Origin of the sequence: Aquamicrobium soli, assembly GCF_042646345.1 — a bacterium.
Taxonomy (GTDB): Bacteria; Pseudomonadota; Alphaproteobacteria; order Rhizobiales; family Rhizobiaceae; genus Mesorhizobium; species Mesorhizobium soli_A.
Window position 1 is genome coordinate 255,230 of the sequence record NZ_JBHRTK010000031.1, and the last position, 23,971, is coordinate 279,200.

26 protein-coding genes are annotated in these 23,971 nt (G+C 66.0%); 18 read left to right on the top strand and 8 right to left on the bottom strand.

The features are described 5' to 3' along the window. Positions 1-140: 140 nt before the first annotated feature. The 11 genes from rpoZ (at position 141) to ACFOHJ_RS23415 (ending at position 11,252) form a co-directional block, all read left to right on the top strand. Complete coding sequence (gene rpoZ, locus ACFOHJ_RS23365) at positions 141-542, top strand: DNA-directed RNA polymerase subunit omega (RefSeq protein WP_378225297.1); 402 nt, start codon at positions 141-143, stop codon at positions 540-542. A gap of 111 nt (positions 543-653) precedes the next feature. Beyond that, the gene (locus ACFOHJ_RS23370; protein ID WP_378225299.1) at positions 654-2,882 is read left to right on the top strand and encodes a RelA/SpoT family protein; all 2,229 of its coding nucleotides are present in this window, start codon (positions 654-656) and stop codon (positions 2,880-2,882) included. A gap of 18 nt (positions 2,883-2,900) precedes the next feature. After that, the gene (gene pyrE, locus ACFOHJ_RS23375; protein WP_378225301.1) at positions 2,901-3,479 is read left to right on the top strand and encodes an orotate phosphoribosyltransferase; all 579 of its coding nucleotides are present in this window, start codon (positions 2,901-2,903) and stop codon (positions 3,477-3,479) included. 38 nt (positions 3,480-3,517) lie between these two features. Continuing rightward, positions 3,518-4,117 (top strand): DUF2062 domain-containing protein, encoded by a 600-nt coding sequence (locus ACFOHJ_RS23380; RefSeq protein ID WP_378225303.1) that lies wholly within the window; start codon positions 3,518-3,520, stop codon positions 4,115-4,117. Next, positions 4,114-4,515, top strand: coding sequence for a holo-ACP synthase (acpS, locus tag ACFOHJ_RS23385; protein WP_378225304.1), 402 nt, complete (start codon positions 4,114-4,116; stop codon positions 4,513-4,515). Before ACFOHJ_RS23380 ends, acpS begins: the two co-directional genes overlap by 4 nt. A 91-nt stretch (positions 4,516-4,606) precedes the next feature. Next, on the top strand, positions 4,607-5,356 hold the full coding sequence (lepB, locus tag ACFOHJ_RS23390; RefSeq protein WP_378225306.1) for a signal peptidase I: 750 nt from the start codon (positions 4,607-4,609) through the stop codon (positions 5,354-5,356). Continuing rightward, the gene (rnc, locus tag ACFOHJ_RS23395; protein WP_378225307.1) at positions 5,356-6,072 is read left to right on the top strand and encodes a ribonuclease III; all 717 of its coding nucleotides are present in this window, start codon (positions 5,356-5,358) and stop codon (positions 6,070-6,072) included. The genes lepB and rnc overlap by 1 nt, the downstream gene beginning before the upstream one ends. Beyond that, entirely contained in the window at positions 6,069-7,001 is a 933-nt protein-coding gene (gene era, locus ACFOHJ_RS23400; protein WP_378225308.1) for a GTPase Era, read from the top strand. Before rnc ends, era begins: the two co-directional genes overlap by 4 nt. A 73-nt stretch (positions 7,002-7,074) precedes the next feature. Further along, positions 7,075-7,686, top strand: coding sequence for a carboxymuconolactone decarboxylase family protein (locus tag ACFOHJ_RS23405; RefSeq protein ID WP_378225310.1), 612 nt, complete (start codon positions 7,075-7,077; stop codon positions 7,684-7,686). A 63-nt stretch (positions 7,687-7,749) separates the two neighbouring features. After that, entirely contained in the window at positions 7,750-8,508 is a 759-nt protein-coding gene (recO, locus tag ACFOHJ_RS23410) for a DNA repair protein RecO (RefSeq protein WP_378225312.1), read from the top strand. A 59-nt stretch (positions 8,509-8,567) separates the two neighbouring features. After that, positions 8,568-11,252, top strand: coding sequence for a DUF2339 domain-containing protein (locus ACFOHJ_RS23415; RefSeq protein ID WP_378225313.1), 2,685 nt, complete (start codon positions 8,568-8,570; stop codon positions 11,250-11,252). Between the two features lie 9 nt (positions 11,253-11,261). Here the strand turns inward: ACFOHJ_RS23415 and ACFOHJ_RS23420 are convergent, their stop codons facing one another. The 3 genes from ACFOHJ_RS23420 to ygfZ form a co-directional block, all read right to left on the bottom strand. Continuing rightward, positions 11,262-11,975: a hypothetical protein gene (locus ACFOHJ_RS23420; protein ID WP_378225314.1), complete on the bottom strand. Its 714-nt coding sequence runs from the start codon at positions 11,973-11,975 to the stop codon at positions 11,262-11,264. 69 nt (positions 11,976-12,044) lie between these two features. Continuing rightward, positions 12,045-12,686, bottom strand: a complete 642-nt coding sequence (locus tag ACFOHJ_RS23425) for a YfbR-like 5'-deoxynucleotidase (protein ID WP_378225316.1) — start codon at positions 12,684-12,686, stop codon at positions 12,045-12,047. Continuing rightward, a complete protein-coding gene (gene ygfZ, locus ACFOHJ_RS23430; protein WP_378225318.1) occupies positions 12,686-13,576 on the bottom strand; it encodes a CAF17-like 4Fe-4S cluster assembly/insertion protein YgfZ in 891 nt (296 codons plus the stop codon). The genes ACFOHJ_RS23425 and ygfZ overlap by 1 nt, the downstream gene beginning before the upstream one ends. Positions 13,577-13,658: 82 nt before the next feature. Here ygfZ and ACFOHJ_RS23435 point away from each other — a divergent pair, with 82 nt between their 5' ends. Beyond that, a complete protein-coding gene (locus ACFOHJ_RS23435) occupies positions 13,659-14,993 on the top strand; it encodes a dihydroorotase (protein ID WP_378225320.1) in 1,335 nt (444 codons plus the stop codon). A 140-nt stretch (positions 14,994-15,133) separates the two neighbouring features. Here ACFOHJ_RS23435 and ACFOHJ_RS23440 read toward each other — a convergent pair whose 3' ends face one another. The 4 genes from ACFOHJ_RS23440 to ACFOHJ_RS23455 form a co-directional block, all read right to left on the bottom strand. Then, positions 15,134-15,931: a hypothetical protein gene (locus ACFOHJ_RS23440; protein WP_378225372.1), complete on the bottom strand. Its 798-nt coding sequence runs from the start codon at positions 15,929-15,931 to the stop codon at positions 15,134-15,136. 125 nt (positions 15,932-16,056) lie between these two features. Further along, positions 16,057-16,314, bottom strand: a complete 258-nt coding sequence (locus tag ACFOHJ_RS23445) for a hypothetical protein (RefSeq protein ID WP_378225321.1) — start codon at positions 16,312-16,314, stop codon at positions 16,057-16,059. 307 nt (positions 16,315-16,621) lie between these two features. Beyond that, positions 16,622-17,002, bottom strand: coding sequence for a TIGR02301 family protein (locus ACFOHJ_RS23450; RefSeq protein WP_378225323.1), 381 nt, complete (start codon positions 17,000-17,002; stop codon positions 16,622-16,624). Positions 17,003-17,064: 62 nt separating this feature from the next. Continuing rightward, on the bottom strand, positions 17,065-17,478 hold the full coding sequence (locus ACFOHJ_RS23455; RefSeq protein WP_378225325.1) for an NUDIX hydrolase: 414 nt from the start codon (positions 17,476-17,478) through the stop codon (positions 17,065-17,067). Between the two features lie 117 nt (positions 17,479-17,595). On the opposite strand from ACFOHJ_RS23455, the gene ACFOHJ_RS23460 reads away from it, so the two are divergent. Then, on the top strand, positions 17,596-18,357 hold the full coding sequence (locus tag ACFOHJ_RS23460) for an SOS response-associated peptidase (protein WP_378225327.1): 762 nt from the start codon (positions 17,596-17,598) through the stop codon (positions 18,355-18,357). A 57-nt stretch (positions 18,358-18,414) separates the two neighbouring features. On the opposite strand, the gene ACFOHJ_RS23465 is transcribed toward ACFOHJ_RS23460, so the two are convergent. Continuing rightward, positions 18,415-18,570, bottom strand: coding sequence for a hypothetical protein (locus ACFOHJ_RS23465; RefSeq protein WP_378225328.1), 156 nt, complete (start codon positions 18,568-18,570; stop codon positions 18,415-18,417). A 367-nt stretch (positions 18,571-18,937) separates the two neighbouring features. On the opposite strand from ACFOHJ_RS23465, the gene cysS reads away from it, so the two are divergent. The 5 genes from cysS to cimA are packed head-to-tail and all read left to right on the top strand — an operon-like array spanning position 18,938 to position 23,821. Continuing rightward, on the top strand, positions 18,938-20,374 hold the full coding sequence (cysS, locus tag ACFOHJ_RS23470; RefSeq protein WP_378225329.1) for a cysteine--tRNA ligase: 1,437 nt from the start codon (positions 18,938-18,940) through the stop codon (positions 20,372-20,374). Further along, complete coding sequence (locus tag ACFOHJ_RS23475; protein ID WP_378225330.1) at positions 20,371-20,754, top strand: VOC family protein; 384 nt, start codon at positions 20,371-20,373, stop codon at positions 20,752-20,754. The genes cysS and ACFOHJ_RS23475 overlap by 4 nt, the downstream gene beginning before the upstream one ends. 7 nt (positions 20,755-20,761) lie before the next feature. Further along, complete coding sequence (locus ACFOHJ_RS23480) at positions 20,762-21,259, top strand: GFA family protein (RefSeq protein WP_378225331.1); 498 nt, start codon at positions 20,762-20,764, stop codon at positions 21,257-21,259. Then, on the top strand, positions 21,252-22,208 hold the full coding sequence (gene pip / locus ACFOHJ_RS23485; protein ID WP_378225333.1) for a prolyl aminopeptidase: 957 nt from the start codon (positions 21,252-21,254) through the stop codon (positions 22,206-22,208). Before ACFOHJ_RS23480 ends, pip begins: the two co-directional genes overlap by 8 nt. Next, complete coding sequence (cimA, locus tag ACFOHJ_RS23490) at positions 22,205-23,821, top strand: citramalate synthase (RefSeq protein ID WP_378225335.1); 1,617 nt, start codon at positions 22,205-22,207, stop codon at positions 23,819-23,821. The genes pip and cimA overlap by 4 nt, the downstream gene beginning before the upstream one ends. The last annotated feature ends 150 nt before the right edge of the window (positions 23,822-23,971 follow it).

Sequence of the window (23,971 nt, forward strand, 5' to 3'; positions counted from 1 at the left end):
TCGGCGGCGCGTTCCGCAAGCAATTGTGATCGACGCAAGCCGGGCGGCCAGCATCGACGCGTGGCGCTTGTGTTTTTCCGGTGTTCGGGTTATGGACCGCGCCTGTTTTCCATCACATCCATACGAGGAAAGGGGCATTCATGGCCCGCGTAACCGTTGAAGACTGCATCGACAAGGTCGACAACCGCTTCGAGCTGGTGCTCCTGGCCGGCCATCGGGCCCGCCAGATCAGCCAGGGCGCCTCGATCACCGTGCCGCGCGACAACGACAAGAACCCCGTCGTGGCGCTGCGCGAGATCGCCGACGAGATGCTGTCGCCCGACGACCTGAAAGAAGACCTGATCCACTCGCTGCAGAAGCATGTCGAGGTGGACGAGCCGGAAGCCGATGGCGAGGCGCTCGCCGACCAGACCGAAGGCGCCGTCGTCGCCGAGGACAGCGAGGACGCGCCGGAGAACATCGCGTTCGACCGCATGTCGGAAGAAGACCTGCTGGCCGGCATCGAGGGCCTTGTCGCCCCCGAAAAAAGCGACGATTTCTGACCATCCGGGCAACAAACGGCACTTTCGTGCCGCGATGTTCATAGCTATTTATGACATGCGCTGCATAGGCTTGCGGCGCATGTCTTTTTTTCAGCCTGCGAGAGCCTGCCCATGATGCGTCAGTATGAGCTTGTCGAGCGCGTCCAGCGCTACAAGCCAGACGTGAACGAAGCGCTACTCAACAAGGCCTATGTCTACGCCATGCAGAAGCATGGCTTCCAGAAGCGAGCCTCGGGCGATCCGTATTTCTCGCATCCGCTCGAAGTGGCGGCCATCCTCACCGAAATGCACATGGACGAGGCGACCATCGCCGTTGCGCTGCTGCACGACACCATCGAGGACACCTCGGCCACCCGCGCCGAGATCGACGAACTGTTCGGCCCCGAGATGGGCAAGCTGGTCGAGGGGCTGACCAAGCTGAAAAAGCTCGACCTCGTCTCCAAGAAGGCCGAGCAGGCGGAGAACCTGCGCAAGCTGCTGCTGGCGATTTCGGAGGACGTGCGCGTCCTGCTGGTCAAGCTCGCCGACCGGCTGCACAACATGCGCACGCTCGGCCACATGCGCGAGGACAAGCGCCTGCGCATCGCTGAGGAGACGATGGAGATCTACGCCCCGCTGGCCGGGCGCATGGGCATGCAGGGCATGCGCGAGGAACTGGAGGAACTGTCCTTCAGCTACATCAACCCCGAAGCCTACCGCATGGTGAAGGGCCGGCTCGCCGAATTCCTGACGCGCAACAAGCACGTGCTGGGCGACATCGAGAAGGCGCTGTCCACGCTGTTCGAGAAATACGACATCCATGCCGAGGTGAAGAGCCGGCAGAAGAAGCCGTGGTCGGTATTCCGCAAGATGGAAGCCAAGGCGCTGGCGTTCGAGCAGCTTTCCGACATTTTCGGCTTCCGGGTCATCGTCGACACGGTCGAGGACTGCTACCTGGCGCTGTGCGCCATCCACACCACCTGGTCGATGGTGCCGGGGCGCTTCAAGGACTACATCTCGACGCCCAAACAGAACGACTACCGTTCCATCCACACCACCATCGTCGGTCCGTCGCGCCAGCGCGTGGAACTGCAGATACGCACCCGCGAGATGGACGATATCGCCGAATACGGCGTCGCCGCCCATTCGGTCTACAAGGACAGCCGCGGCAACCAGGATGCGGCGGTCGCCATCTCCAAGGACACCAACGCCTATGCCTGGCTGCGGCGCACCATCGAGCAACTGGCCGATGGCGACAATCCGGAGGACTTCCTGGAGAACACGCGGCTGGAACTGTTCCAGGACCAAGTGTTCTGCTTCACGCCGAAGGGCATGCTGATCGCCCTGCCGAGGGGGGCGACGCCGATCGATTTCGCCTATGCGGTCCACACCGATGTCGGCGATACCTGCGTCGGTGCCCGCATCAACGGCCGCGTCATGCCGCTGATGACCGAACTCAAGAACGGCGACGAGGTCGACATCATCCGCTCCAAGGCGCAGGTGCCGCCGGCGGCATGGGAATCCATCGTCGTGACCGGCAAGGCGCGCTCGGCCATTCGCCGCGCCACCAAGAACGCCATCCGCAAGCAGTATTCGGGCCTTGGAGCGCGCATCCTCGAACGCGCCTTCCAGCGCGCCGGCAAGACGTTCGCCAAGGAAAACCTGAAGCCGGTGCTGCACCGGCTGGCGCGCAAGGACGTGGAGGACGTGCTGGCTTCGGTGGGGCGCGGCGAACTGGCGTCGGGCGACGTCATGAAGGCGGTGTTCCCGGACTACAAGGACGAGCGCGTCACCCAGGTTCAGCCCAAGCAGCGCGAGGAGGGCTGGTCGCGCATCCGCAACGCCGCCGGCATGCTGTTCCAGATTCCCGGCCGCGCTTCGCGCCGCGACAAGGGTAGCCTGCCCAAGGACGGCGCCGTGCCGATCCGCGGCATCCACAGCGATTTGCCGGTGCATTTCGCACCGGAAGGGGCGGTGCCGGGCGACCGCATCGTCGGCATCGTCCAGCCCGGCTCGGGCATCACCATCTATCCGATCCAGTCGCCGTCGCTGACCGCCTTCGACGACCAGCCCGAACGCTGGATCGACGTGCGCTGGGACATCGACGAGAACAACAAGGAGCGGTTCCCGGCCCGCGTTTCCGTGACCTGCATCAATGCGCCGGGTTCGCTGGCCGACATCGCCCAGGTCGTGGCCTCCAACGACGCCAATATCCATACCCTGTCGATGATCCGCACCGCGCCCGATTTCACCGAGATGCTGCTCGACCTCGAAGTGTGGGACCTGAAGCACCTGAACCGGCTGCTGTCGCAGCTCAAGGAAAACGCCAGCGTCAGCGATGCGCGGCGCGTCAACGGATAGATTACTCGAAGGCGATCGATGCAGACTGAAGAAGTACTCGACATTTTCCGCACCGCAGGCGCGATCCTGGAAGGCCATTTCATCCTGACCTCCGGCCTTCGCAGCCCGATATTCCTGCAAAAGGCGCGGGTGTTCATGCATGCCGACAAGACCGAGAAACTGTGCAGGGCGCTCGCCGGGAAGATCCGGGAACAAATTCCCGGGCGGATCGATTATGTCGTAGGGCCGGCGATCGGCGGCCTGATCCCGGCCTATGAGACGTCGCGCCATCTCGGCGTGCCGGCGATCTGGGTGGAGCGCGAGCAGGGCGTCTTCCGCCTGCGCCGTTTCGAGATCGAGAAGGGCGCGCGCGTCGTCATCGTGGAAGACATCGTCACCACCGGCCTGTCGATCCGCGAAACGATCGAGTGCATGCAGGGGCTCGGCGCCGAGGTGGCCGCCGCCGCCTGCATCATCGACCGCTCCGCCGGCAAGAGCGATGTCGGCGTGCCGCTGGTCTCGCTGGCGCAATATGAGGTGCCCGCCTACCCGGCGGACAAGTTGCCGCCCGAATTGGCCGCGATACCGGCGATCAAGCCCGGCAGCCGCAACATTTGAGTGTTGCCGGAAACGGTTAGGCGCTAAGGTCTGGAAAAATGTTGTTCAGGCGACGAAACGAGGAGAGCGCGTGGGAGCGTTTCCGGGTGTGGCTGTGGCCGCGCCGCTCCTTTTCGCGTTCCTTCCAGTATTTTTCCAAGCGCATCCTGCGGCTGAAAGCGACGCCGCACGCCATCGCCGCCGGCGTCGCCGCCGGCATCTTCGCCTCGTTCTTCCCGCTCGGCCTGCATTTCGTGGTGGCGGCGGCGGTCTGCTGGCTGATCGCCGGCAATCTCGTCGCGGCGCTGCTAGTGGCGGCCGTCGGCGGCAATCCGGTGACGGTGCCGCTTTTGTGGGGTGCTTCGTGGGAAACCGGCAAGCTCATCCTCCAGGAGGACGTTGCCGCGAACGGCACGCCTGAGCATCTGAGCGCCATGCTGCACCATATGAGCTTCGCCCAGCTGTGGCGGCCGGTGCTGGAGCCGCTCGCCATCGGCGCCGTGCCGCTCGGTGTCCTCTTCGGCCTTCTTTTCTACGGCGTCACCCGCTGGGGCGTCGGCGTATTCCAGGAAAAGCGCCGTCGCCGGCTGGCCGAAAAGGCCGCCCGCCAGCAACAACGTCCCGGCGAGTTTGGCGGCGTCGGGTCGGCCTTTCGATGATCATCGGCATCGGCAGTGACCTGATGGACATCCGGCGCATCGAGAAATCGCTCGAGCGCTACGGTGAGCGATTCATCCAGCGTATCTATACCGAGGTCGAGCAGGCGCGCTCGGAAGGCAGGCGGGCGCGGGCGGCCTCCTACGCCAAGCGCTTCGCGGCCAAGGAAGCTTGCGCCAAGGCGCTCGGCACCGGCATTTCGCAAGGCGTGTTCTGGCGCGACATGGGGGTGGCCAACCTGCCGGGCGGCAAGCCGACCATGCAGTTGAGCGGCGGCGCGCTGGTGCAACTGGAAAAGCTGCTGCCTGCCGGCCATCGCGCGGCGATCCATCTTACCATCACCGACGATTATCCGCTTGCTCAAGCATTTGTGATTATCGAGGCGTTGCCGGGCGAATAACCGCCGCAGTCGTAAGCTGAGTGGCGTATTCCAATGACGTTGCCCTGTGGGCGCCGAGCCCTTATACCACCAGCGCATAAACGAGGACCGTATGAGCGTGGCTGACAAAACCCAGAAGAAAAGCGGCGGGCTTGGCGAGACCGTCAGCGTCGTCGTGCAGGCGCTTATCCTGGCGCTGGTGATCCGCACGCTGTTCTTCCAGCCGTTCTCGATTCCCTCGGGCTCGATGCGGCCGACGCTGCTCGAGGGCGACTATCTGTTCGTCACCAAGTGGGCCTACGGCTATTCGCGCTATTCGATGCCCTTTTCGCCAGACCTCTTTTCCGGCCGCATCTGGGGCTCCGAGCCCAAGCGTGGCGACGTGGTCGTGTTCAAGTTCCCGCCGAACCCGTCGATCGACTACATCAAGCGCGTCGTAGGCCTGCCCGGCGACAAGATCCAGATGAAGGACGGCCAGCTTTTCATCAACGGCGTCGGCGTGCCGCGCGAGAAGGTCGGCCAGATCGACAATCCCGACATCACAGAGGTCAATCGCCCCGTCGATGTCTACCGCGAGACGCTGCCCAACGGCGTTTCCTACGACACGCTGGACCTCACCCCCAACGGTATCGGCGACAACACGCGGGAATTCGACGTCCCGCCGGGCCATTATTTCATGATGGGCGACAACCGCGACAATTCCAGCGACAGCCGCTTCAGCGTCGGCTACGTGCCGGACGAGAACCTGGTCGGGCGCGCCAATATCATCTTCTTCTCGATCGCCGGCGGCGCCAGCCCGCTGGAAATCTGGAAATGGCCGACCGAGATGCGTGCCTCGCGCCTTTTCCACTTCATCGACTGATGGGCCTGAACCGTCCCACGGGCGACGCCCTGGCGAAGGCGATGGCGCTCCGGACCGGCCACGCCTTCAAGGATCTGCGCCTGCTTGAAACGGCGCTGACCCATTCCAGTGCGGTCAAGGCGCTCACCAACAACGAGCGGCTGGAATTCCTGGGCGACCGGGTGCTCGGCCTGATCGTGGCGGAACTAGTGTTCCACCGCTTTCCCGAGGCGCGCGAGGGCGAGATCGCGCCGCGCTTCAATGCGCTGGTCGACGCCCGCACCTGCGCTGAGATCGGCGAAGAGTTAGAGTTGCCGGATTTCGTGCGCGCCGATGCGGCGTTGAAGAAGCGCATGCGCGGCTCGGGCGGCAATTACCTGGCCGATGCGGTCGAGGCGCTGATCGCCGCGCTCTATCTCGACGGCGGGCTCGACGTCGCCCGCGCTTTTGTCCTGCGCTATTGGGAGCCTCGGCTGAGCACGGTCGTGGCCAAGCCGGCGAACCCGAAATCGGAGTTGCAGGAGTGGGTCGCCAAGACCAGCGACGCGCGCCCTGAATACGCCATCGAAAATCGCGAGGGCCCCGACCACCAGCCGGTCTTCACCGTCCTGCTCAAGGTGCGCGGCCTGGCGCCGGCGCGCGGCAAGGGCGGTTCGCGCCGCGCCGCCGAGGAGGCCGCCGCGACAGAACTGCTGCTGCGCGAAGGCGTATGGACGAGGCAAGAGGGTGACGCATGACGGATGCTGGCGAGACTCCTCCGGCCGGTGAGGCCGCGGCGACGCGCTCCGGCTTCGTCGCTCTGCTAGGCGCGCCCAATGCGGGCAAGTCGACGCTGCTCAACCAGTTGGTCGGCGCCAAGGTGTCGATCGTCACCCACAAGGTGCAGACGACGCGCGCGCTGGTGCGCGGCATCGCCACCCATGGCGAGGCGCAGATCGTGTTCGTCGACACGCCCGGCATCTTCAAGCCGAAGCGGCGGCTGGATACGGCCATGGTCACGACGGCCTGGGGCGGCGCGAAGGATGCCGACATGGTGCTGGTGCTGATCGATGCCGAGCGCGGCATCCGCGGCGATGCCGAGGCGATCCTCGAACGGCTGAAGGATGTGCGCCAGCCGATGGCGCTGGTGCTGAACAAGATCGACCGGGTTAAGCACGAAGCCCTGTTCGCGCTGGCGAAGGAGGCCAACGAGCGCGTGCCGTTCCAGCGCACCTTCATGGTTTCGGCGCTGACCGGTTCCGGCTGCAAGGATCTGCTGGATTACCTGGCAGGCGCCTTGCCCGCCGGCCCGTGGTACTACCCGGAAGACCAGATTTCCGACCTGCCGATGCGCCAGCTTGCCGCCGAGATCACGCGCGAGAAGCTCTATCTGAGGCTGCATCAGGAATTGCCTTATTCCTCCCATGTCGAAACCGAGAAATGGGAGGAGAAGAAGGACGGCTCGGTGCGGATCGAGCAGGTCATCTATGTCGAGCGCGACAGCCAGAAGAAGATCGTGCTCGGCCACAAGGGCGAGACGATCCGCGCCATCGGCCAGGCTTCGCGCATGGAGATCGCCGGAATCCTCGAGCAGAAGGTGCACCTGTTCCTGTTCGTGAAGGTGCGCGAGAACTGGGGCGACGACCCCGAGCGCTACCGCGAGATGGGGCTGGAATTCCCGCACTGACCGGATCGGCCTGATACCGCCGTTCCGCTTGGACCGCTTTTGCGCTATGCTTCCTTGGTCTGGGAGGTACGCGATGGCTTACATCAATACCCGAACCGATAGCGACCCCGACTCCGCGACATCGAGGATGTTCGACAGGGCGATGGGCGGCTACGGCTATCTGCCCAACATGGTCAAGGCGTTCAGCCACCGTCCGGAAGTGATGGAGGCGTGGAACGCGCTGCTGGGCAGCATAAAATCCGGCATGGACATGCGCCGCTACGAACTCGTCACCATGGCGGCGGCAAGGGAACTGCGCAGTTCCTACTGCATGCTGGCGCATGGCAGCGTGCTCCTTCACGGACATTTTACGGCGCCCGAGCTGCAGGCGATCGTGGAGGACGCCGACAACGCGCCGCTGGATGCCAAGGATCGGGCGATCATGCGGTTTGCCGCCAAGGTCGTTCGCGACGCCACCTCGGTCACCGGGCAGGATGTCGAGGCGTTGCGGGCGCACCACCTTTCCGACGCCGAGATTTTCGACATTGTCGCGGCCGCCGCCGCCCGCTGCTTCTTCAGCAAGACGCTGGACGGGCTCGGCGTGGAGCCGGATGGCGCCTATCACGAGCTCGAACCGAAGCTGAAGCAGGCGCTTGTCGTCGGCCGCGCCATCGATACCGGCCACGACATGGTGCGGCGGGGCTGAAACTGGCGGCAGCAGCCGCGGCCGTTCTTGATTTTGCCGGGAAAGCCGTGAAAGGCTGGACCCATGGAATGGCGCGACGAGGGAATCATTCTGGGCCAGCGCCGGCATGGCGAGACGAGCGTCATCCTCGAGGTGATGACGCGCGCCCATGGTCGGCACCTGGGCCTGGTGCGCGGCGGCCGCTCGCGCAAGCAGCAGCCGGTGCTGCAGCCGGGCAACCGCGTCGATCTTCTGTGGCGCGCCCGGCTCGACGAGCATCTCGGCACCTTCCAGGCCGAAGCGCTGGAAATGAACGCCGCGCGGCTGATGGAAAGCGCCGTTTCCGTCTACGGGCTGCAGGTGATGGCGGCGCATCTGAGGCTTTTGCCCGAGCGCGACGTCCACCATGCGCTCTACGAGACGCTGGGCATCATGATCGCGCATCTCCACGATGCCGATGCCGCCGGTGAACTGGTCGCGCGCTTCGAGCTTCTGGTGCTGGAGGAACTCGGCTTCGGGCTCGACCTTTCCTGTTGCGCCGCCACCGGACGGCGCGACGACCTCGTCTATGTCTCGCCGAAATCGGGCCGGGCGGTGTCGCGCGCGGCGGGGGAGCCATGGCACGACAAGATGCTGGCGCTGCCGGCCTTCCTGTGCCGGGGGACCGGCGTACATGGCGATGCGGCGGCCGTCGAGGAGGCGTTCTGCCTGACCGGCTTCTTCCTGACCCGCCATGTCTACGAGCCGCGCGGCATTCGCGAACCCGATGAGCGCGGCGGCTTCCGGGCGGCGCTCAGCCGCCATTTCGCCCATCGCGCGGCCGTCGAGGGAACCGCCGCATGATGCCGCGCCTCCGCCGCTACCTGCTTCTGGGCCTCTGACGGTCTTTCGAGGGAACCGCCATGTTCGAAATCGGACTTCTTGCCATTGTCGCGCTTTGCTTCGTCGCGGCGCGCCAGCAAAAGCGGCTCGCCCGCGTCGAAAATGACCTGAAGGCCCTGCGGGCGGCCCTTGCCGAGGGCTCGCCTGTCGCCGTCGCCGCGAAGGCGGACGAGGCGAAAGCCGAAATTGTCGAAGCGCCTGCCGTTCCCGCGCCATCGATGCCGGAGACCGAGGCAGCGGAAGAAGCCGCCGAGGCCATGCCCGGTCCATGGGCGATGGCCCGCGAGGCAGTGCAGGAAGCCGAGCCGCCGCCGGCTGCCACGCGCGCGAAAGACGCCGCCGACATCGAAACCGCGCTCGGCACCCGCTGGGCGGTATGGGTGGGCGGCGTGGCGCTGGCGCTGGGCGGCCTGTTTCTTGTCCGCTACACCATCGAATCCGGCATTTTCGGGCCGGGCGCACGCCTTGTCATGGCGGCGCTGTTCGGGCTTTTGCTGGCCGCCGGCGGCGAGTTCATCCGCCGCACCGGCTTCAAGGTGCCGGTGCAGGGCGCGGCCGGCGCCTACATCCCGGCGATCCTGACGGCAGCCGGCGCTTTCGTGCTGTTCGGCACCGTTTACGCCGCGCACGGCATCTACGGTTTCATCGGCCCGGCATCCGCCTTCGTCCTGCTCGGTGCAATCGGCGTGGCGACCATCGCCGCCGCGCTGGTCCATGGGCAGGCACTGGCGGGCGTCGGCCTGCTCGGCTCGCTGGCGACGCCCCTGCTGGTCGCCTCGCAGGCGCCGAACCCATGGGCCCTGTTCGGCTATCTCGCCATCGTGCTGGCCGCGACCGCCGCCATTGCCCGCATCCGCGCCTGGAAATGGCTGGTCGCGGCGGCCTTTGCCGGCACCGGCCTGTGGACGGTGCTCTACATGGTGGCCGCGCCCGATACCGCGATTTCGGTGGTGCTGTTCATCGATCTGGTGACACTCGCAGTGCTGGCGCTGTTGTGGCTCGGCGGCGGGGCGCGCGCGGGCAGGGTCGACTGGCCCTCGCTCGCGCCGGCCGTGTTCGTCGCCTATTCCGCCTTCATCCTGTTCATGCACCCGAACTACGCGGCGGCGGGTGGTTCCTGGCCGGGAGCGCTGGTCATCGCGGCGCTGCTGGCGACGGCGTTTTTCCGGCGGCAGGCCCTGCCGCTGCTGCATGCGGCGGGAGCCGTCACCGTCGTCCTCTACCTGCTTTTGACCCCGCTTGCCTCGCTTTCCTTCGATTTCTCCGAACTCCAGCGCGGGTTCGAGGGCATCCGGACGGTGGCCTTCGAGGCGCCGATGGGGCGCATCGGTGCGGTCCTGGCGCTGCTGTTCGTCGCGGCCGGCCTCTGGACGGCACGCCGGTTGGCCGCCGGCGACCGGCTCGTTGCCGCCTCATGGGCGGCATGGGCGGTGGCCGCGCCGTTCGTCATCCTTTTGTCGACCTGGGCGACGTTCGGCAATCTCGACCGCGACTTCGCGTATGCCGCGATCGCCGCGCTGTTGGTCGTGGCGCTTGCGGTGGGCGGCGAGTGGATCGCGCGTGCCGAGGCCCCGCCGCTTATGGGCGGGCCGGCGGTTTCCTTCGCCCTCGGCGGGGCAGGGCTCGCCGCCCTGTTGATGCTGCACATGGCGTTCGGCTCCGGTCTCACCACGGTGCTGGCGGGGGCCGCGGCCGTCGTTCCCGCGCTGGCGAGCCGCCATCGTTCCTATCCGGTGCTGGGCTGGATCGCGGCAGGTGCCGTCGTCGCCACGCTTTGCCGGGTCGCCTTCGACCCGACCATTGTCGGCGCGGCGGCGCTTTCCACCACGCCGGTCCTCAACTGGTTGCTGCCCGGCTACGGCATTCCCGCGCTCGCCTTCGGCTTTGCCGCCTGGCAACTGGCGCGCACCACCGATGGCCGGCCGCGCCTGGTCATGGAAGCGGGAGCGGCCCTGTTCGCGCTGCTGACGCTGGCGATGCTGGTGCGCCATGCCATGCATGACGGCGTCATCGACGAGGGAGCGCTGACGCTGGCCGAACAGGCGATCTATACGCTGATCGCGCTCGGCTTCAGCGCCATCCTGATCGGCGTCGACATGCGCTCGCCGAGCGCCGTGCTGCGCATCGGTTCTCTCGGCATCGGCGTGGTGTCGGTGCTGGGTATCGTCGGCCAGCATTTCGGCGCGCTGAATCCGCTGTTCACCGACGAGCCGACAGGAAGGATTCCCGTCTTCAACCTGCTGCTGTTGGCCTATCTGCTGCCGGCCGTCGCCGCCGGCGCGGTGGCGCTCTATGCGCGCGGCAAGCGGCCGCGCTGGTACTCGGCCATGCTGGCGCTGGTCGCCGCGCTGCTGGCCTTCGCATACGCCACATTGTCGGTGCGCCGCCTGTTCAAGGGCGAATATATCGGCCTGTGGAGCGGGCTCGGCCAGTGGGAAACCTATTCCTACTCGGCGCTGTGGCTGGTGATCGGCGTGGCGCTGCTGACGCTCGGCGTGCGGCTGAAATCGCAGGTGCTGCGCATCGCCTCCGCCGCCCTGATCTCGATCTCGGTGGTAAAGGTCTTCCTGTTCGACATGTCGGAACTGGAAGGTGTCTTGCGCGCGCTCTCCTTCATCGGGCTCGGGGGCGTGCTGATCGGCATCGGCCTGTTCTACCAGCGGCTTTTGACCCAGGCGGCGCGCAACGGCAAACAGGCGGGGTGACGAAAACGGCTAGTCGATACGCACGTCGATCACCTGCCAGGTGCCGGCCTCGTCGTCGAGAAGCTTGAGGTCCACCACGTAGCGCGACCGGATCTGCGCGCCGAAGCCGTTCTGGGCGTCCACCCAGGCGATGACGCGGAACGTGCAGTCCGCTTTCGTCGAAACCGCGACCTGGTCGTTGGTGATGTAGGGGAATTCGGCGGTGGAGGGCGCCTTGAGGCGGCGCCGCACGAATTCCTGCGACATGACGAAGGCGAGCGTGGTGTTCTTGCAGTCCTTTGCCCGCGCGGCTGCTTTCTTCGCGGCGGCCGCCGCCTTGCGTTCTTCCGCCTGTTTTTGGCGCTTCACGGCGTCGAGGGCGGCCTGTTTCGCGTCGAGGACAGCCCGTTTCGCCGCCGCCTCGGCCGAGGCTTTTGCCGCCGCCTGTCGCTCCAATTCGGCTTTGGCGTCGGCGGCAGCCTTCTCGGCCTGCTTCGCTGCCTTCCGTTCCGCGCGCGCCTGTTCGAGCCCGTCGCGTGAGGTCAGCCCATAGTCGAGATAGGCGAACTGGTTGCAGCAGATGATGGCGATGAAGGAGAAGACGCAGGCCGCAAGCGCCACGACCGCCTGCCGCGCGCCGCTGCGCCGCCAGCGCGGAACGAAAACCCTCAACAGCGAAACGATCAGCCACAGGCCCGAAAGCGCCCACAGGACCGCCGCCACCAGCACGCCGGTTTCAAACATGCCCCTAACCCCGGGGGCAGTTTCGATCCAAACCGGGTCCCATGCAAACGAAATCGTTTCTGGGCAGGGCTATCGTCTGCTGGTGGTCCCCGCCGATTGGGCGATGCGGTCCTGTTCGATGGCCGCGAACCGGCCGAGGAAGTCGCGTTGCGCGGCGACGACCGAGCGGGGGGCGAGGTCAAAGCTGTCGGCGGAAAAGCCGCGTGGCCGCCCGAAAAATTCCGTCGCCTCGGCAATGGAGAAACCGGCCAGCGCCGTCGCCTCGAAATAGGCGGCGATCTGGTCGGCGCGCTTGATGGCCTTCCGGAGGTCGGCCGAAAGCTCCGGCGGCAGCGAGAAGCGCAGGTGGATGGCGTGTTGCAGGCGCTGCTCGCACTCCTTGTAGCTGCCGCCCATCACCGACTTGAACGGCGAGATCATGTCGCCGATCACATATTCCGGTGCGTCGTGCAGCAGTGCGGCCAGCCTCGCTTCGGGCGAAGCCTGGCGCTCGAGCCGGCAAAACAGCGCCTCGACCAGCAGCGAATGCTGCGCGACGGAAAAGGCGTGGTCGCCGCTGGTCTGGCCGTTCCAGCGCGCGACGCGGGCCAGCCCATGGGCGATGTCGGCGATCTCGATGTCGAGCGGCGAGGGGTCCAGCAGGTCGAGGCGACGGCCGGACAGCATGCGCTGCCAGGCGCGCGCGGGCGCGCCGGGCCGGTCGGCGGCCATTATACGTCCTCCGCGCCGGCCTGTTGCGGGAAGGTGAACGTCGCCCAGTCGGGAATGGCGAGGTCTATCGCCACGTTGCCCGCGGTGATCGGCTGGCCGGCGTCGAGCGCGTCCTTCACCCGGTCGATGCGCACGATGGCGAGGCCGTGCCTGCCCGTCACGGAACCGAGCGCACCGAGCGCCTTGCCTCCGGCGACGATTTCGGTATTCGGCGCGGGCAGGGCGCTTTCGCCCGAGGCGATCAGAACGCGACGCCGCGCGGTGCCGCGATGCTGCATGCGCGACACCACCTCCTGCCCGACATAGCAGCCCTTCTGGAAGCCGACGCCGCCGGTCTGGTCGAGCAGAACGTCGTGCGGGAAGGCATCGCCCAGCGCATAGTCGCTGCCGCTCTCGGCGATGCCGTGGGCGATGCGGAAGGCATGCCAGGCGGCGGTACCTTCGTTCCCCTCCCTCTTGTGGGGAGGGGGTAGGGATGGGGGCAACTCCGCGCCATACAATCGACGGACCGTCCCTTTCCCGAACCGCGCATCGGCCGCCCACGTTGAATCGGTTTGTGAAGCATCTGAATCACTTCCCCACGAAACGGCGACAACCGCCTGATCCTCAACGGAAAGTTCCACCTTGGCCCGCAGCCGGTAGAGCGTCAGGCGGCGTAGGAAATCGGCGGCGATGTCCTTGCGGCATTCGAGCCGGAAGCCGTCGCCCCCGTCGCGCGAAATCAGGAAGTCGAACAGGATCTTGCCTTGCGGCGAAAGCAGCGCACCGGGTTTGGCTTCGCCCTGGCCGAGCTTGTCGAGGTCGAGCGTCAGGATGTTTTGCAGGAAATGCTCGGCATCCGGGCCTGAGACGGTAAGGATCGTGCGGTCACTGAGAACGGCAAAGGGCATGGCTGGAAACGAACCTGAACTTGCAAATCGGCCGGTCATTACGTAAGCCGCAGGCACTTCCACGGCAAGGGCGGTGACGGTGATGGCTGCGACCTACGATCTCATCCTGACAGGCGGCACGGTGGTCAACCACGATGGGCGCGGCGCGCGCGACATCGGCGTGCGGGGCGGCCGCATCGCCGCCGTCGGCGATCTTTCGCAAAGCTCCGCCGGCGAGACGATCGACTGCACCGGCCTGCACATCCTGCCCGGCGTGATCGACAGCCAGGTGCATTTCCGCGAACCCGGCATGGAGCAGAAGGAAGATCTCGAGACGGGCTCGCGCGCGGCCGTACTCGGCGGCGTGACGGCCGTGTTCGAAATGCCGAACACCAAGCCGCTCACCACCAGCGAGGCGGCGCTGGCCGACAAGGTGGCGCGCGCCACCAACCGCATGCATTGCGACTTCGCCTTCTGGGTCGGCGGCACGCGCGACAATGCCCGCGATGTCGGCGAACTGGAACGCCTGCCGGGCGCTGCCGGCATCAAGGTTTTCATGGGCTCCTCCACCGGTGACCTCCTGGTCGAGGACGACGAGGGCGTCGCCTCGATCCTGAGGAACACGCGCCGCCGCGCCGCCTTCCACTCGGAGGACGAGTTCCGGCTGCGTGAGCGGCTTGGCGAGCGTATCGAGGGCGACCCATCCTCGCATCCGGTGTGGCGCGACGAACTGGCGGCGCTCACCTGCACCGAGCGCCTGGTGCGCGTGGCACGGCGCACGCGGGCGCGCATCCACGTGCTGCATATCTCGACGGCCGAGGAAATCGCCTTTCTGGAACAGCACAAGGACGTCGCCACCTGCGAGGCCACGCCGCATCACCTCACGCTATCGGCCGACGACTATGCGCGGCTCGGCAACCTGATGCAGATGAACCCGCCGGTGCGGGCCGCGCGCCACCGCGACGGCGTCTGGCACGGCGTTGCGCAGGGCATCATCGACGTGCTCGGCTCCGATCACGCGCCGCACACGCTGGAGGAGAAGCAGAAAACCTATCCGGCCTCGCCCTCCGGCATGACCGGCGTGCAGACGCTGGTGCCGATCATGCTCGACCACGTCAACGCCGGCCGGCTTTCGCTGGAGCGCTTCGTCGACCTGTCGAGCCATGGCCCCAACCGCATCTACGGCATCGCCCGCAAGGGCCGCATCGCCGCCGGCTACGACGCCGATTTCACCATCGTCGACCTCAAGCGCCGCGAGACCATCACCAATGCGCAGCAGGGATCGAAGGCGGGCTGGACCCCTTACGACGGCAAGCAGGTGACCGGCTGGCCGGTCGGCACCGTCATCCGCGGCAAGCGGGTGATGTGGGAAGGCGAAATCGTCACGCCGTCGCAAGGCAGGGCGGTGGAGTTTTCTGAAGCGCTGCTGAAACCTTAACCGGTAGCTTCTGCCCCTCATCCGGCTGCTTCGCAGCCACCTTCTCCCCGCTGGGGAGAAGGGATCGCGACACTCGTTTCCCTCTCCCCTTGGGGAGAGGTCGCCCGAGCGAAGCGGAGGGCGGGTGAGGGGGCGTTACCTCAGTCGCCGGCGACGAAGAACGCCCATTTGCCTTCGGGCGTGATGCCGACGCGGTAGAAGATGTAGGCGCCGAACTGCTTCATGTCGTCATAGTCGCCGGCGGTGACGATCTTGAACAGCTCGACCCGCTGGCGCGCATCGAGCTTGTCGAGCGGCATGGCGAAGAAGTAGGGCCAGACATAAAGTTCCTGCGGCGTGCCGGCATCCAAGTGCACGTAGCCGGCGTCGAGCACTTCCTCCATGATGGCGAGGATTTCCTGGCCGTCGGTATCGCCGGAAAGCCCCTTCAGGAAGGTGATCGGGTCGCTGTCCATCTCGGTCAGCGACAACTGGGTCATGGAATCGCCCTGGCCGACCAGGGGCCGCAGCTTCTCGATGTCGCCGCTCCGGCAGGCCTCGACGATGAGGTCGTGCATGCGCCGCACCGGTTCGGGAAGCTTGCCGAGGTCATAGAAGACTTCGGGCGGCGGCGCGTTGGGCTCGACGTTCGGGCGCGCCTCGCTGCCGTTCTCGGCAGGGGCGTTCGGGTCGACCTGCTCGGGCGCCTGCTCGTCTTCCGGCGCGTTCGGCTGCTGTGTTTCAGGCGGCGTCGTCTCGATCGGGTCGGGCATCGGCACGCCGTCTTGTGAAGGCGCCGCATCCTCGGCGGGCGGCTGGGTGGTGGCCGGGGCGGGCAGTTCCTCGCGCTTGATCTCGCTCAGCGCGAAGGCCGGGGTGGCGAAAGCCAGCGCCGCCGGCGTCGCCAGGGCAAGGCCCGCGATCCAGAACGCGACCGTTCCAACGCACAGTCCCGGCATACGCCGCCCGGTCGACTTCGAAGAATTCACTGCCCGCATCTCCGTGGGCCCCGATCATGCCCAAATGGCGCGCTGCCGTCAAAGAGCGGGAACGGCCGATTGCGCGGCAAAGGCGGCGATGCGCCTCAGTGCCGCACCAGTTGCGGCTCGAAAGCGCCGGCGATGACCTTCTCGCGCATGCGGTCGAGCAGCGCCAGCGTGGCGGTCTCGCCGTTTGCGCGCAGGATTTCGCCGAAGGCGGTTTCCAACGCGGCTTCCGCGATGATTTCCGGCTCGATGCCGGCCGAGAGCCCTTCCGCCCAGGCTTCGTTGTGGCTTTCGACGGCGGTCAGGCGCTTTTCTTCCCGCACCAGGGCGTCGATATCGGTGACGGCATGTTCCATACTGTGACTTCCACCTTTTCAAGCTTCGACCCGACGACGCGGAACTCGCTTGACCTTTCCTTTGCCGCCTGGAAGCGGCCGTTAAGAAGCGACGATGTCTGCGTCGCTTTTGTGTCGTGCGGCCGTTGCCGGCAGCACAGCGTCACCCCTTGAGTCCGGCAAATGGTAGATCATTTGCCGCCGCCCCGACACGGAAAACTAAGTTTTGAGTTAATTGCATCGGCGCGCGTTAGGTTTTGATTAGCCTCTGTGTCCATCACGCCACATTCGCGCGCCGCAAGATGAGCCGGCCAAGCGGAAAAAGCCATCAATTTCCATAGCGTGAGGCAATGTCGCGCGACAGGTCGGCGCCTTCCTTCATGTAGCGGCCGATCGCCTCGCGCGCCGAGGCGGTGCACTGGCCGTAGCTGGTGGCGAAGGAGCGGTAGCCGCGGTTGAAATGCGCGACGAAGCGGGCACGCCGCTCCGGGTCGGGCTTTTCCGAGGCCAGCAACTTTTCCATTTCCTCGCGCCAGCGGTCGCCCTTTTCGCCGCACAGGTTGCGCAGATAGTGCAGCGAGCCGAGGATTTCGGCGAGCCGCATCAGGCCGGGCTCGAACGGCGCCTCGACGGCGAGGGCCGGCCGCGCGGGACCTGCCGCCGTGGCGAGGGCGAGGCCGAAGGCAAGCAGGATCGAGGCGCGGCTCATGCGGCTTTGTGGTCGAACAATTTGACGCCGGCAAGACCTGCGCATGGGTGCCGTCCGTTCCTTCAACGCGGGCCAATCAGGTCGACCACGATCGGCAACACCGAATCGGCCAGCGGCATGGCTTCCATCTCCGACAGCGTATAGAAGGCGGCCGTCTCGGCATCGTCGTCGGCGACCGCTTCGCCGCCCGTATACTGCGCGCCGAACACGGTCAGCCGATAGTCCACCGGGTGGCCTTCGCCGCTGCCTTCGATGAAGATTTCGCGGACCGGGCGAAAGCCGGCGGCGCCAAGGCCGGTTTCTTCCTTCAGTTCGCGCCGCACCGCCTCTTCCAGCGTCTCGCCCTGCTCGACCTTTCCGCCCGGAAAGGCGTAGAGGCCCTGGGAGGGCGCACGCGCGCGCCGCACCAGCAGGACGCGGTCGCCCCTGACTACCGCGACGGATACGGCCGGCACTGTCTTGCGCGCTTGTTCCATGTCAGACCCGGAATCGGGCAATCCGTTGTGGAATGCCGAACACAAATGCGGTGTAGCGGTTGCGGGCGGCGTGTTCCACCGCCAACTTTCGTCGAGCGGCAATTGAAGGAAGGCAACATGTGTGGACGCTTTGCGCTGACGGCGACGCCGGACCAGACCGCCGCCTTCCTGGGCCTGGAAGGGCTCGACGACTTTCCAGCCCGCTACAACATCGCGCCGACCCAGCCGATCCTGATGGCGATGGCCGGCGAGCCGCGCGCGCCGGGCTCTAACCTGCCTGATCGCCGCGCCCTTTTGGTGCGCTGGGGACTGATCCCAGCCTGGGTGAAGGATACGAAGGATTTTCCCCTGCTGTTCAACGCGCGCAGCGAGGGGGCAGCCGAGAAGGCGTCCTTCCGCGCCGCCATGCGCCATCGCCGCGCCGTGGTGCCGGCTTCCGGCTTCTACGAATGGCGCAAGAACGCCGGCGGCAAGGGGCAGGCCTACTGGATACGGCCGAGGCATGGCCGTCTTGTCGCCTTCGCCGCGCTGATGGAGCCCTATGCCGAGCCGGGCGGCTCCGAGATCGATACCGGCGCGATCCTGACGACGAGGGCCAACGCCGACATCGCTCATATCCACGAGCGCATGCCGGTGGTGATCGACCCGGAGCATTTTTCGCGATGGCTGGATTGCCGAACGCTCGAGCCGCGCGACGTGGCCGACCTGTTGCGGCCGGCCGAGGAAGGGTTTTTCGAGGCGGTGCCGGTCTCGGACCTGGTCAACAAGGTGGCCAACACCGGGCCTGAAATCCAGGAGCGCCAGGCGGCGGAAGCGGTCGCGGCGCCGAAGGAACCCGCCCACTCGGGAGCGGGAGACCGGCAACTGACCCTGTTCTAGGGCTTGAAGGCAGGAGATTCATCCGCCGAGCGGATCCGGCCTGCCGCCGGTGGCAGTTCAGGCAGCGCGCGGAAGGATAAATTTCTGCGACGGCTTCTGGGCCTTGGTGGTGTGGAGAAGAGCGGCGACGATGGCGGCCGGGCCGATGGCGCGATAGTGGCTGACAAGCGTGTGTTGCTTGGATTGTTCGATTTCTTTCTTGTCTCGTCGCATTTTCTTTTCCCTCGCAAAGATTTCCCGATACGAAAAATCATATCCTTGGCGAATCCGGCCAAATCATGACTCTTTGTTCACCTTGGCCGATACTGGTGCCCGGAATGCAAACATGTTTAATAAAATCTTTCCGACCGCCCTGCGCCGGCGACGGTGCCCAACATGCGGCTTGACTGCAAACCGGCCGGCAGCGATAAAGCCTCGCATGAAAACGTCTTTCGCCATTTGCGGCATTTCGATTATTGGCTAGCGCCAGCGCTGGTCCGGACGTTTTTTCCTCGATCTTCCTCAAGAGTGGACAACGCCCCGGCCAGCAGGCTGGTTATGGCGGGTCATGCCCGTCTTCGAGCGCACCGGAAGGGAACGGATGTCTGAAGGGTTCAAGGGGCTCAGGCTCTACAATACGCTGACGCGCTCGAAGGAGGATTTTTCCCCGATCGAGCCCGATAACGTGCGCATGTATGTCTGCGGCCCCACTGTCTACGACTTCGCCCATATCGGCAATGCGCGCCCGGTCATCGTCTTCGACGTGCTTTTCCGGCTGCTGCGCCACCTCTACGGCGCCGACCATGTCACCTATGTGCGCAACATCACCGACGTGGACGACAAGATCAATGCCCGCGCGCTGCGCGATTTCGGGACGGAGATCGCCGCCGGCAGCCTGTCGCTGAACGAGGCGATCCGGCGGGTCACGGAAAAGACGGCCGACCAGTTCCACAAGGACGTGGCGGCGCTCGGCTGCCTGCCGCCGACCGTCGAGCCGCGCGCCACCGAATTCGTGCAGCCCCGCGCCGACGGCAAGACCGACATGATCGGCCTGATCGAGACGCTGATTGCGCGCGGCCACGCCTATGTCGCGGGCGGCGAGGTGCTGTTCGACACCGCCTCGATGCCGGACTACGGCCAGCTTTCGAAACGCCATCTGGACGAGCAGCAGGCCGGCGCGCGCATCGCCGTCGACGCGCACAAGAAGAACCCGGGCGACTTCGTCCTGTGGAAGCTGTCTTCCCCGGAGGAGCCGGGCTGGGAAAGCCCGTGGGGCAGGGGGCGTCCGGGCTGGCATATCGAATGCTCGGCAATGTCGGCGGCCTATCTGGGCGAGGTGTTCGACATTCACGGCGGCGGGCTCGACCTCATCTTCCCGCACCACGAGAACGAGATCGCGCAATCGCGCTGCGCCCACGGCACCCATGCCATGGCGAAAGTTTGGATGCACAACGGCTTCCTGCAGGTGGAAGGGCAGAAAATGTCCAAGAGCCTGGGCAATTTCTATTCGATCCACCAGTTGCTGGAGACGGAGACGTTCGGCAACCGGCCGTGGCCGGGCGAGGTGCTGAGACTCGCCATGCTGATGACGCACTACCGCGAGCCGATCGATTTTTCCGTGCGCAAGCTGGAGGAGGCGGAGAACACGCTGCGCAAGTGGAAGCGCGCCGCAGACCTCGCGTCGGCCGGTTCAGGCCCGCTGCCGGCGGAGATGGTTGCCGCGCTCTGCGACGACCTTTCCACCTATGCGGCCTTCCAGGTCCTGACGCAGCTTGCCGCCGAGGCCACCGAGGGAAGCGAGGCGGCCGCCTCGCTGAAGGCGGCGCTCGAGTTCCTCGGCTTCGACGTCACGTCGGCTGCCGTGGATGCCAGCGCCATATCGGCCGCCATCGCCGAACGCCTCGCCTTCATAGCGGCCAGGAACTGGGCCGAAGCCGACCGCATCCGCGACGAACTTCTGGTGCAGGGCATCCAGTTGAAGGACGGCAAGGACGCTGCGACGGGCGAGCGCATCACGACATGGGAGGTGAAGCGATGATCGATCATACCGGCATAGCCGTGAAGGACTTCGATAAATCCAAGGCTTTCTACGATGCGGCGCTGGCTCCGCTCGGGGCCTCGCTGGTGATGATGGTGCCGGAAGAATACACCGGCGGCGTCAAGGTCGGCGGCTACGGCTACGACCGGCCGCAATTCTGGCTGCATGAATCGGGCGAGCCGGGGCCGGGCCGGCACTATGCCTTCACGGCCGACACGCGCGCCGAGGTCGATGCGTTCTATGCCGCGGCAATGGCGGCCGGCGGACGCGACAACGGCAAGCCGGGCCTGCGCGCCCATTATCATCCGGACTACTACGGCGCTTTCGTGTTCGACCCCGATGGCAACAACATCGAGGCGGTTTGCCACCGGCCGGAGTGATGCGCTGATGAGCCTCGACAACAAGCCGGTATACAGTGGTGGGTGCCAGTGCGGCGCGGTGCGCTTCCGGGTCGAGGGCGCGCTTGCCGATGCCTCGGTCTGCCACTGCCGCATGTGCCAGAAGGCGTTCGGCGCCTTCTACGCGCCGCTGGCGTCCGTGCGCGGGCTGAAGTTCGAATGGACCCGCGGCACGCCGAAATGGTTCCGAAGCTCGAACTTCGTGCGTCGCGGCTTCTGCGCCGATTGCGGCACGCCGCTCGCTTACGAGGCGCCGGACGGGCTGGCGATCGCCATCGGCGCCTTCGATGAACCCGCTGCCATCGCGCCGACGGTCCAGTGGGGCATCGAGGCCAGGCTGCCTTATGTGGACTCCATCGCGAGCCTGCCCGGCAAGGACACGCTTGCCGACGAGGAAGCGGCGGATTTCCTCGCCGGCCTCGTTTCCTACCAGCACCCGGACTACGACACCGATCAATGGCCGCCAAGGAAAGCCGAAGATGAGTGAACTGCGCACGCTTTATCCCGAAATCGAGCCGTTCGAGAGCGGCATGCTCGAGGTCGGCGATGGCCACACCATTTACTGGGAGCGTTGCGGCACCAGGGGCGGCAAGCCGGCCGTGTTCCTGCACGGCGGTCCGGGCGGCACCATATCGCCCAAGCATCGCCGCCTGTTCGACCCGAAGCTCTACGACGTCATCCTGTTCGACCAGCGTGGCTGCGGAAAATCGACGCCCAACGCCTCGCTGGAGGCCAACACGACCTGGCACTTGGTCGCCGACATCGAGCGGCTGCGCGAGATGGCAGGCTTCGACAAATGGCTGGTCTTCGGCGGCTCGTGGGGCTCGACGCTGGCGCTCGCCTATGCCGAAACCCATCCCGGGCGCGTTTCCGAACTGGTGGTGCGCGGCATCTACACGCTGACCCGCGCCGAGCTCGAATGGTACTATCAGTTCGGCGTGTCGCAGATGTTCCCGGACAAGTGGGAGCGCTTCCTTGCGCCGATCCCCGAGGCCGAGCGCGGCGACCTCATGGCTGCCTACCGCAAGCGGCTGGTCGGCTCCGACCGCAAGGCGCAGGTCGAGGCGGCCCTTGCCTGGAGCAACTGGGAAGGCCAGACCATCACGCTGTTGCCGGAGCCGGAAACCAGCGATCCCTTTGCCGTCGACGACTACGCGGTCGCCTTCGCGCGCATCGAAAACCACTATTTCGTCCACGCCGGCTGGCTGGAAGAAGGCCAGTTGCTGCGCGACGCGCACAAGCTGAAGGACATCCCGGGCCTCATCGTTCATGGCCGCTACGACATGCCTTGCCCGGCGCACTATGCCTGGGCGTTGCACAAGGCCTGGCCGAAGGCGGAATTCTTCCTCATCGAAGGCGCCGGCCATGCTTATTCGGAACCCGGCATCCTCGACCGGCTGATCTACGCGACGGACAAGTTCGCGGGGAAGAAATGAGCCGCGAACGCCTCTACCTCTACGACACCACCTTGCGCGACGGCCAGCAGACGCCGGGCGTCGACTTTTCGGTGGAGGACAAGATCGCCGTCGCCCGGATGCTCGACGAATTCGGCCTCGACTATGTCGAGGGCGGCTATCCGGGCGCGAATCCGACCGACACGGAGTTCTTCGGCCGCCGGCAGACCGCGGCGGCGAAATTCGTCGCCTTCGGCATGACCAAGCGCGTCGGCATCTCCGCCTCCAACGATCCCGGCCTGGCGGCGCTGCTGCAATCGAAGGCCGACGCGGTCTGTTTCGTCGCCAAGAGCTCCGAATACCAGGTGCGGGTGGCGCTCGGCTGCACGGCTGAGGAAAACCTGGAGGCCATCCGCGCTTCCGTCGAGGCGGTCCGCAGGGCGGGCAAGGAGGCGATGGTCGATTGCGAGCATTTCTTCGACGGGTTCAAGGAAAATCCCGGCTACACGCTGGCCTGCGCCAAGGCCGCCTACGAGGCCGGTGCGCGCTGGGTGGTTCTGTGCGACACCAACGGCGGCACCCAGCCGTCCGAGGTCCGCGCCATCGTCAAGCAGGTGATCGAGGCCGGCATTCCGGGCGAGAACCTCGGCATCCACGCCCATGACGACACCGGGCAGGCCGTGGCCAATTCGCTGGCGGCGGTGGAAGCGGGCGTGCGCCAGGTCCAGGGCACGCTGAACGGCATCGGCGAGCGCTGCGGCAACGCCAATCTCGTCACCGTCATGCCGACGCTGGTGCTGAAGCCGGCCTATGCCGAACGCTTCGAAACCGGCATTTCGGCCGAGCGGCTGACCGGGCTGTCGCGCTTGTCGCGCGCCTTCGACGAACTGCTCAACCGCGCGCCTGCGGCGCAGTCGCCCTATGTCGGCCAATCCGCCTTCGCCACCAAGGCCGGCATCCACGCCTCGGCGCTTGCCAAGGAACCTGCGACCTACGAGCACGTGCCGCCTGAAGCGGTCGGCAATCGCCGCCGCGTCATGGTGTCCGACCAGGGCGGCAAGGCCAATTTCCTTGCCGAACTGGCGCGGCGCGGCATCGACGTGCCGAAGAGCGACAGCCGGCTCGACGAACTGATCGCCGTGGTCAAGGAGCGCGAGGCCTCGGGCTATGCCTATGAGGGCGCGGACGCGAGTTTCGAGCTTCTGGCACGCAAGGTGCTGCACGGCCTGCCCGAATTCTTCGGCGTCAGCGGCTTCCGCTGCATGGTCGAGCGCCGCTTCGACGCCAACGGCCAGTTGAAGACGGTGTCGGAAGCCGTGGTCCGCATCGAGGTGGACGGCGAGCAGAAGATGTCGGTGGCCGAGGGGCACGGCCCGGTCAACGCGCTCGACATCGCGCTGCGCAAGGACCTCGGCCGCTACCAGGACGAGATCGCCGACCTCGAACTCGCCGACTACAAGGTGCGTATCCTCAACGGCGGCACCGGGGCGATCACCCGCGTGCTGATCGAATCCTTCGACGGCACCGGTGCGCGCTGGTGGACGGTCGGCGTTTCCGACAACATCATCGACGCCTCGTTCCAGGCGCTGATGGATTCGATCGTCTACAAGCTGATGAAGAACCGCGAAATGGCCGGCCTGACGGCTGCCGAGTAGCCGGTGTCTGCTGCGCCCGTCGTGGGCGTCACCCCCACCCTGACCCTTCTCCAGATAGGGGAGGGAGATTTGGCGCGGCGCTTCAGTTCCCCTCCCCCTTGTGGGGCAGTGTTTACATTGGACTCGTGATGAGGTGTCTGTTGAAGAACA

Bases quoted from the DNA above. Each gene is read 5' to 3' on its own strand.
- pip (WP_378225333.1), top strand. From the start codon at position 21,252: ATGAGTGAACTGCGCACGCTTTATCCCGAAATCGAGCCGTTCGAGAGC.
- cysS (WP_378225329.1), top strand. From the start codon at position 18,938: ATGTCTGAAGGGTTCAAGGGGCTCAGGCTCTACAATACGCTGACGCGC.
- ACFOHJ_RS23425 (WP_378225316.1), bottom strand. From the start codon at position 12,686: ATGGCCGCCGACCGGCCCGGCGCGCCCGCGCGCGCCTGGCAGCGCATG.
- rpoZ (WP_378225297.1), top strand. From the start codon at position 141: ATGGCCCGCGTAACCGTTGAAGACTGCATCGACAAGGTCGACAACCGC.
- ACFOHJ_RS23380 (WP_378225303.1), top strand. From the start codon at position 3,518: ATGTTGTTCAGGCGACGAAACGAGGAGAGCGCGTGGGAGCGTTTCCGG.
- cimA (WP_378225335.1), top strand. From the start codon at position 22,205: ATGAGCCGCGAACGCCTCTACCTCTACGACACCACCTTGCGCGACGGC.
- ACFOHJ_RS23405 (WP_378225310.1), top strand. From the start codon at position 7,075: ATGGCTTACATCAATACCCGAACCGATAGCGACCCCGACTCCGCGACA.
- ygfZ (WP_378225318.1), bottom strand. From the start codon at position 13,576: ATGCCCTTTGCCGTTCTCAGTGACCGCACGATCCTTACCGTCTCAGGC.
- ACFOHJ_RS23415 (WP_378225313.1), top strand. From the start codon at position 8,568: ATGTTCGAAATCGGACTTCTTGCCATTGTCGCGCTTTGCTTCGTCGCG.
- ACFOHJ_RS23455 (WP_378225325.1), bottom strand. From the start codon at position 17,478: ATGGAACAAGCGCGCAAGACAGTGCCGGCCGTATCCGTCGCGGTAGTC.
- ACFOHJ_RS23465 (WP_378225328.1), bottom strand. From the start codon at position 18,570: ATGCGACGAGACAAGAAAGAAATCGAACAATCCAAGCAACACACGCTT.
- ACFOHJ_RS23450 (WP_378225323.1), bottom strand. From the start codon at position 17,002: ATGAGCCGCGCCTCGATCCTGCTTGCCTTCGGCCTCGCCCTCGCCACG.
- ACFOHJ_RS23480 (WP_378225331.1), top strand. From the start codon at position 20,762: ATGAGCCTCGACAACAAGCCGGTATACAGTGGTGGGTGCCAGTGCGGC.
- lepB (WP_378225306.1), top strand. From the start codon at position 4,607: ATGAGCGTGGCTGACAAAACCCAGAAGAAAAGCGGCGGGCTTGGCGAG.
- ACFOHJ_RS23435 (WP_378225320.1), top strand. From the start codon at position 13,659: ATGGCTGCGACCTACGATCTCATCCTGACAGGCGGCACGGTGGTCAAC.
- ACFOHJ_RS23420 (WP_378225314.1), bottom strand. From the start codon at position 11,975: ATGTTTGAAACCGGCGTGCTGGTGGCGGCGGTCCTGTGGGCGCTTTCG.
- ACFOHJ_RS23460 (WP_378225327.1), top strand. From the start codon at position 17,596: ATGTGTGGACGCTTTGCGCTGACGGCGACGCCGGACCAGACCGCCGCC.
- acpS (WP_378225304.1), top strand. From the start codon at position 4,114: ATGATCATCGGCATCGGCAGTGACCTGATGGACATCCGGCGCATCGAG.
- rnc (WP_378225307.1), top strand. From the start codon at position 5,356: ATGGGCCTGAACCGTCCCACGGGCGACGCCCTGGCGAAGGCGATGGCG.
- pyrE (WP_378225301.1), top strand. From the start codon at position 2,901: ATGCAGACTGAAGAAGTACTCGACATTTTCCGCACCGCAGGCGCGATC.
- ACFOHJ_RS23445 (WP_378225321.1), bottom strand. From the start codon at position 16,314: ATGGAACATGCCGTCACCGATATCGACGCCCTGGTGCGGGAAGAAAAG.
- era (WP_378225308.1), top strand. From the start codon at position 6,069: ATGACGGATGCTGGCGAGACTCCTCCGGCCGGTGAGGCCGCGGCGACG.
- ACFOHJ_RS23440 (WP_378225372.1), bottom strand. From the start codon at position 15,931: ATGCCGGGACTGTGCGTTGGAACGGTCGCGTTCTGGATCGCGGGCCTT.
- recO (WP_378225312.1), top strand. From the start codon at position 7,750: ATGGAATGGCGCGACGAGGGAATCATTCTGGGCCAGCGCCGGCATGGC.
- ACFOHJ_RS23475 (WP_378225330.1), top strand. From the start codon at position 20,371: ATGATCGATCATACCGGCATAGCCGTGAAGGACTTCGATAAATCCAAG.
- ACFOHJ_RS23370 (WP_378225299.1), top strand. From the start codon at position 654: ATGATGCGTCAGTATGAGCTTGTCGAGCGCGTCCAGCGCTACAAGCCA.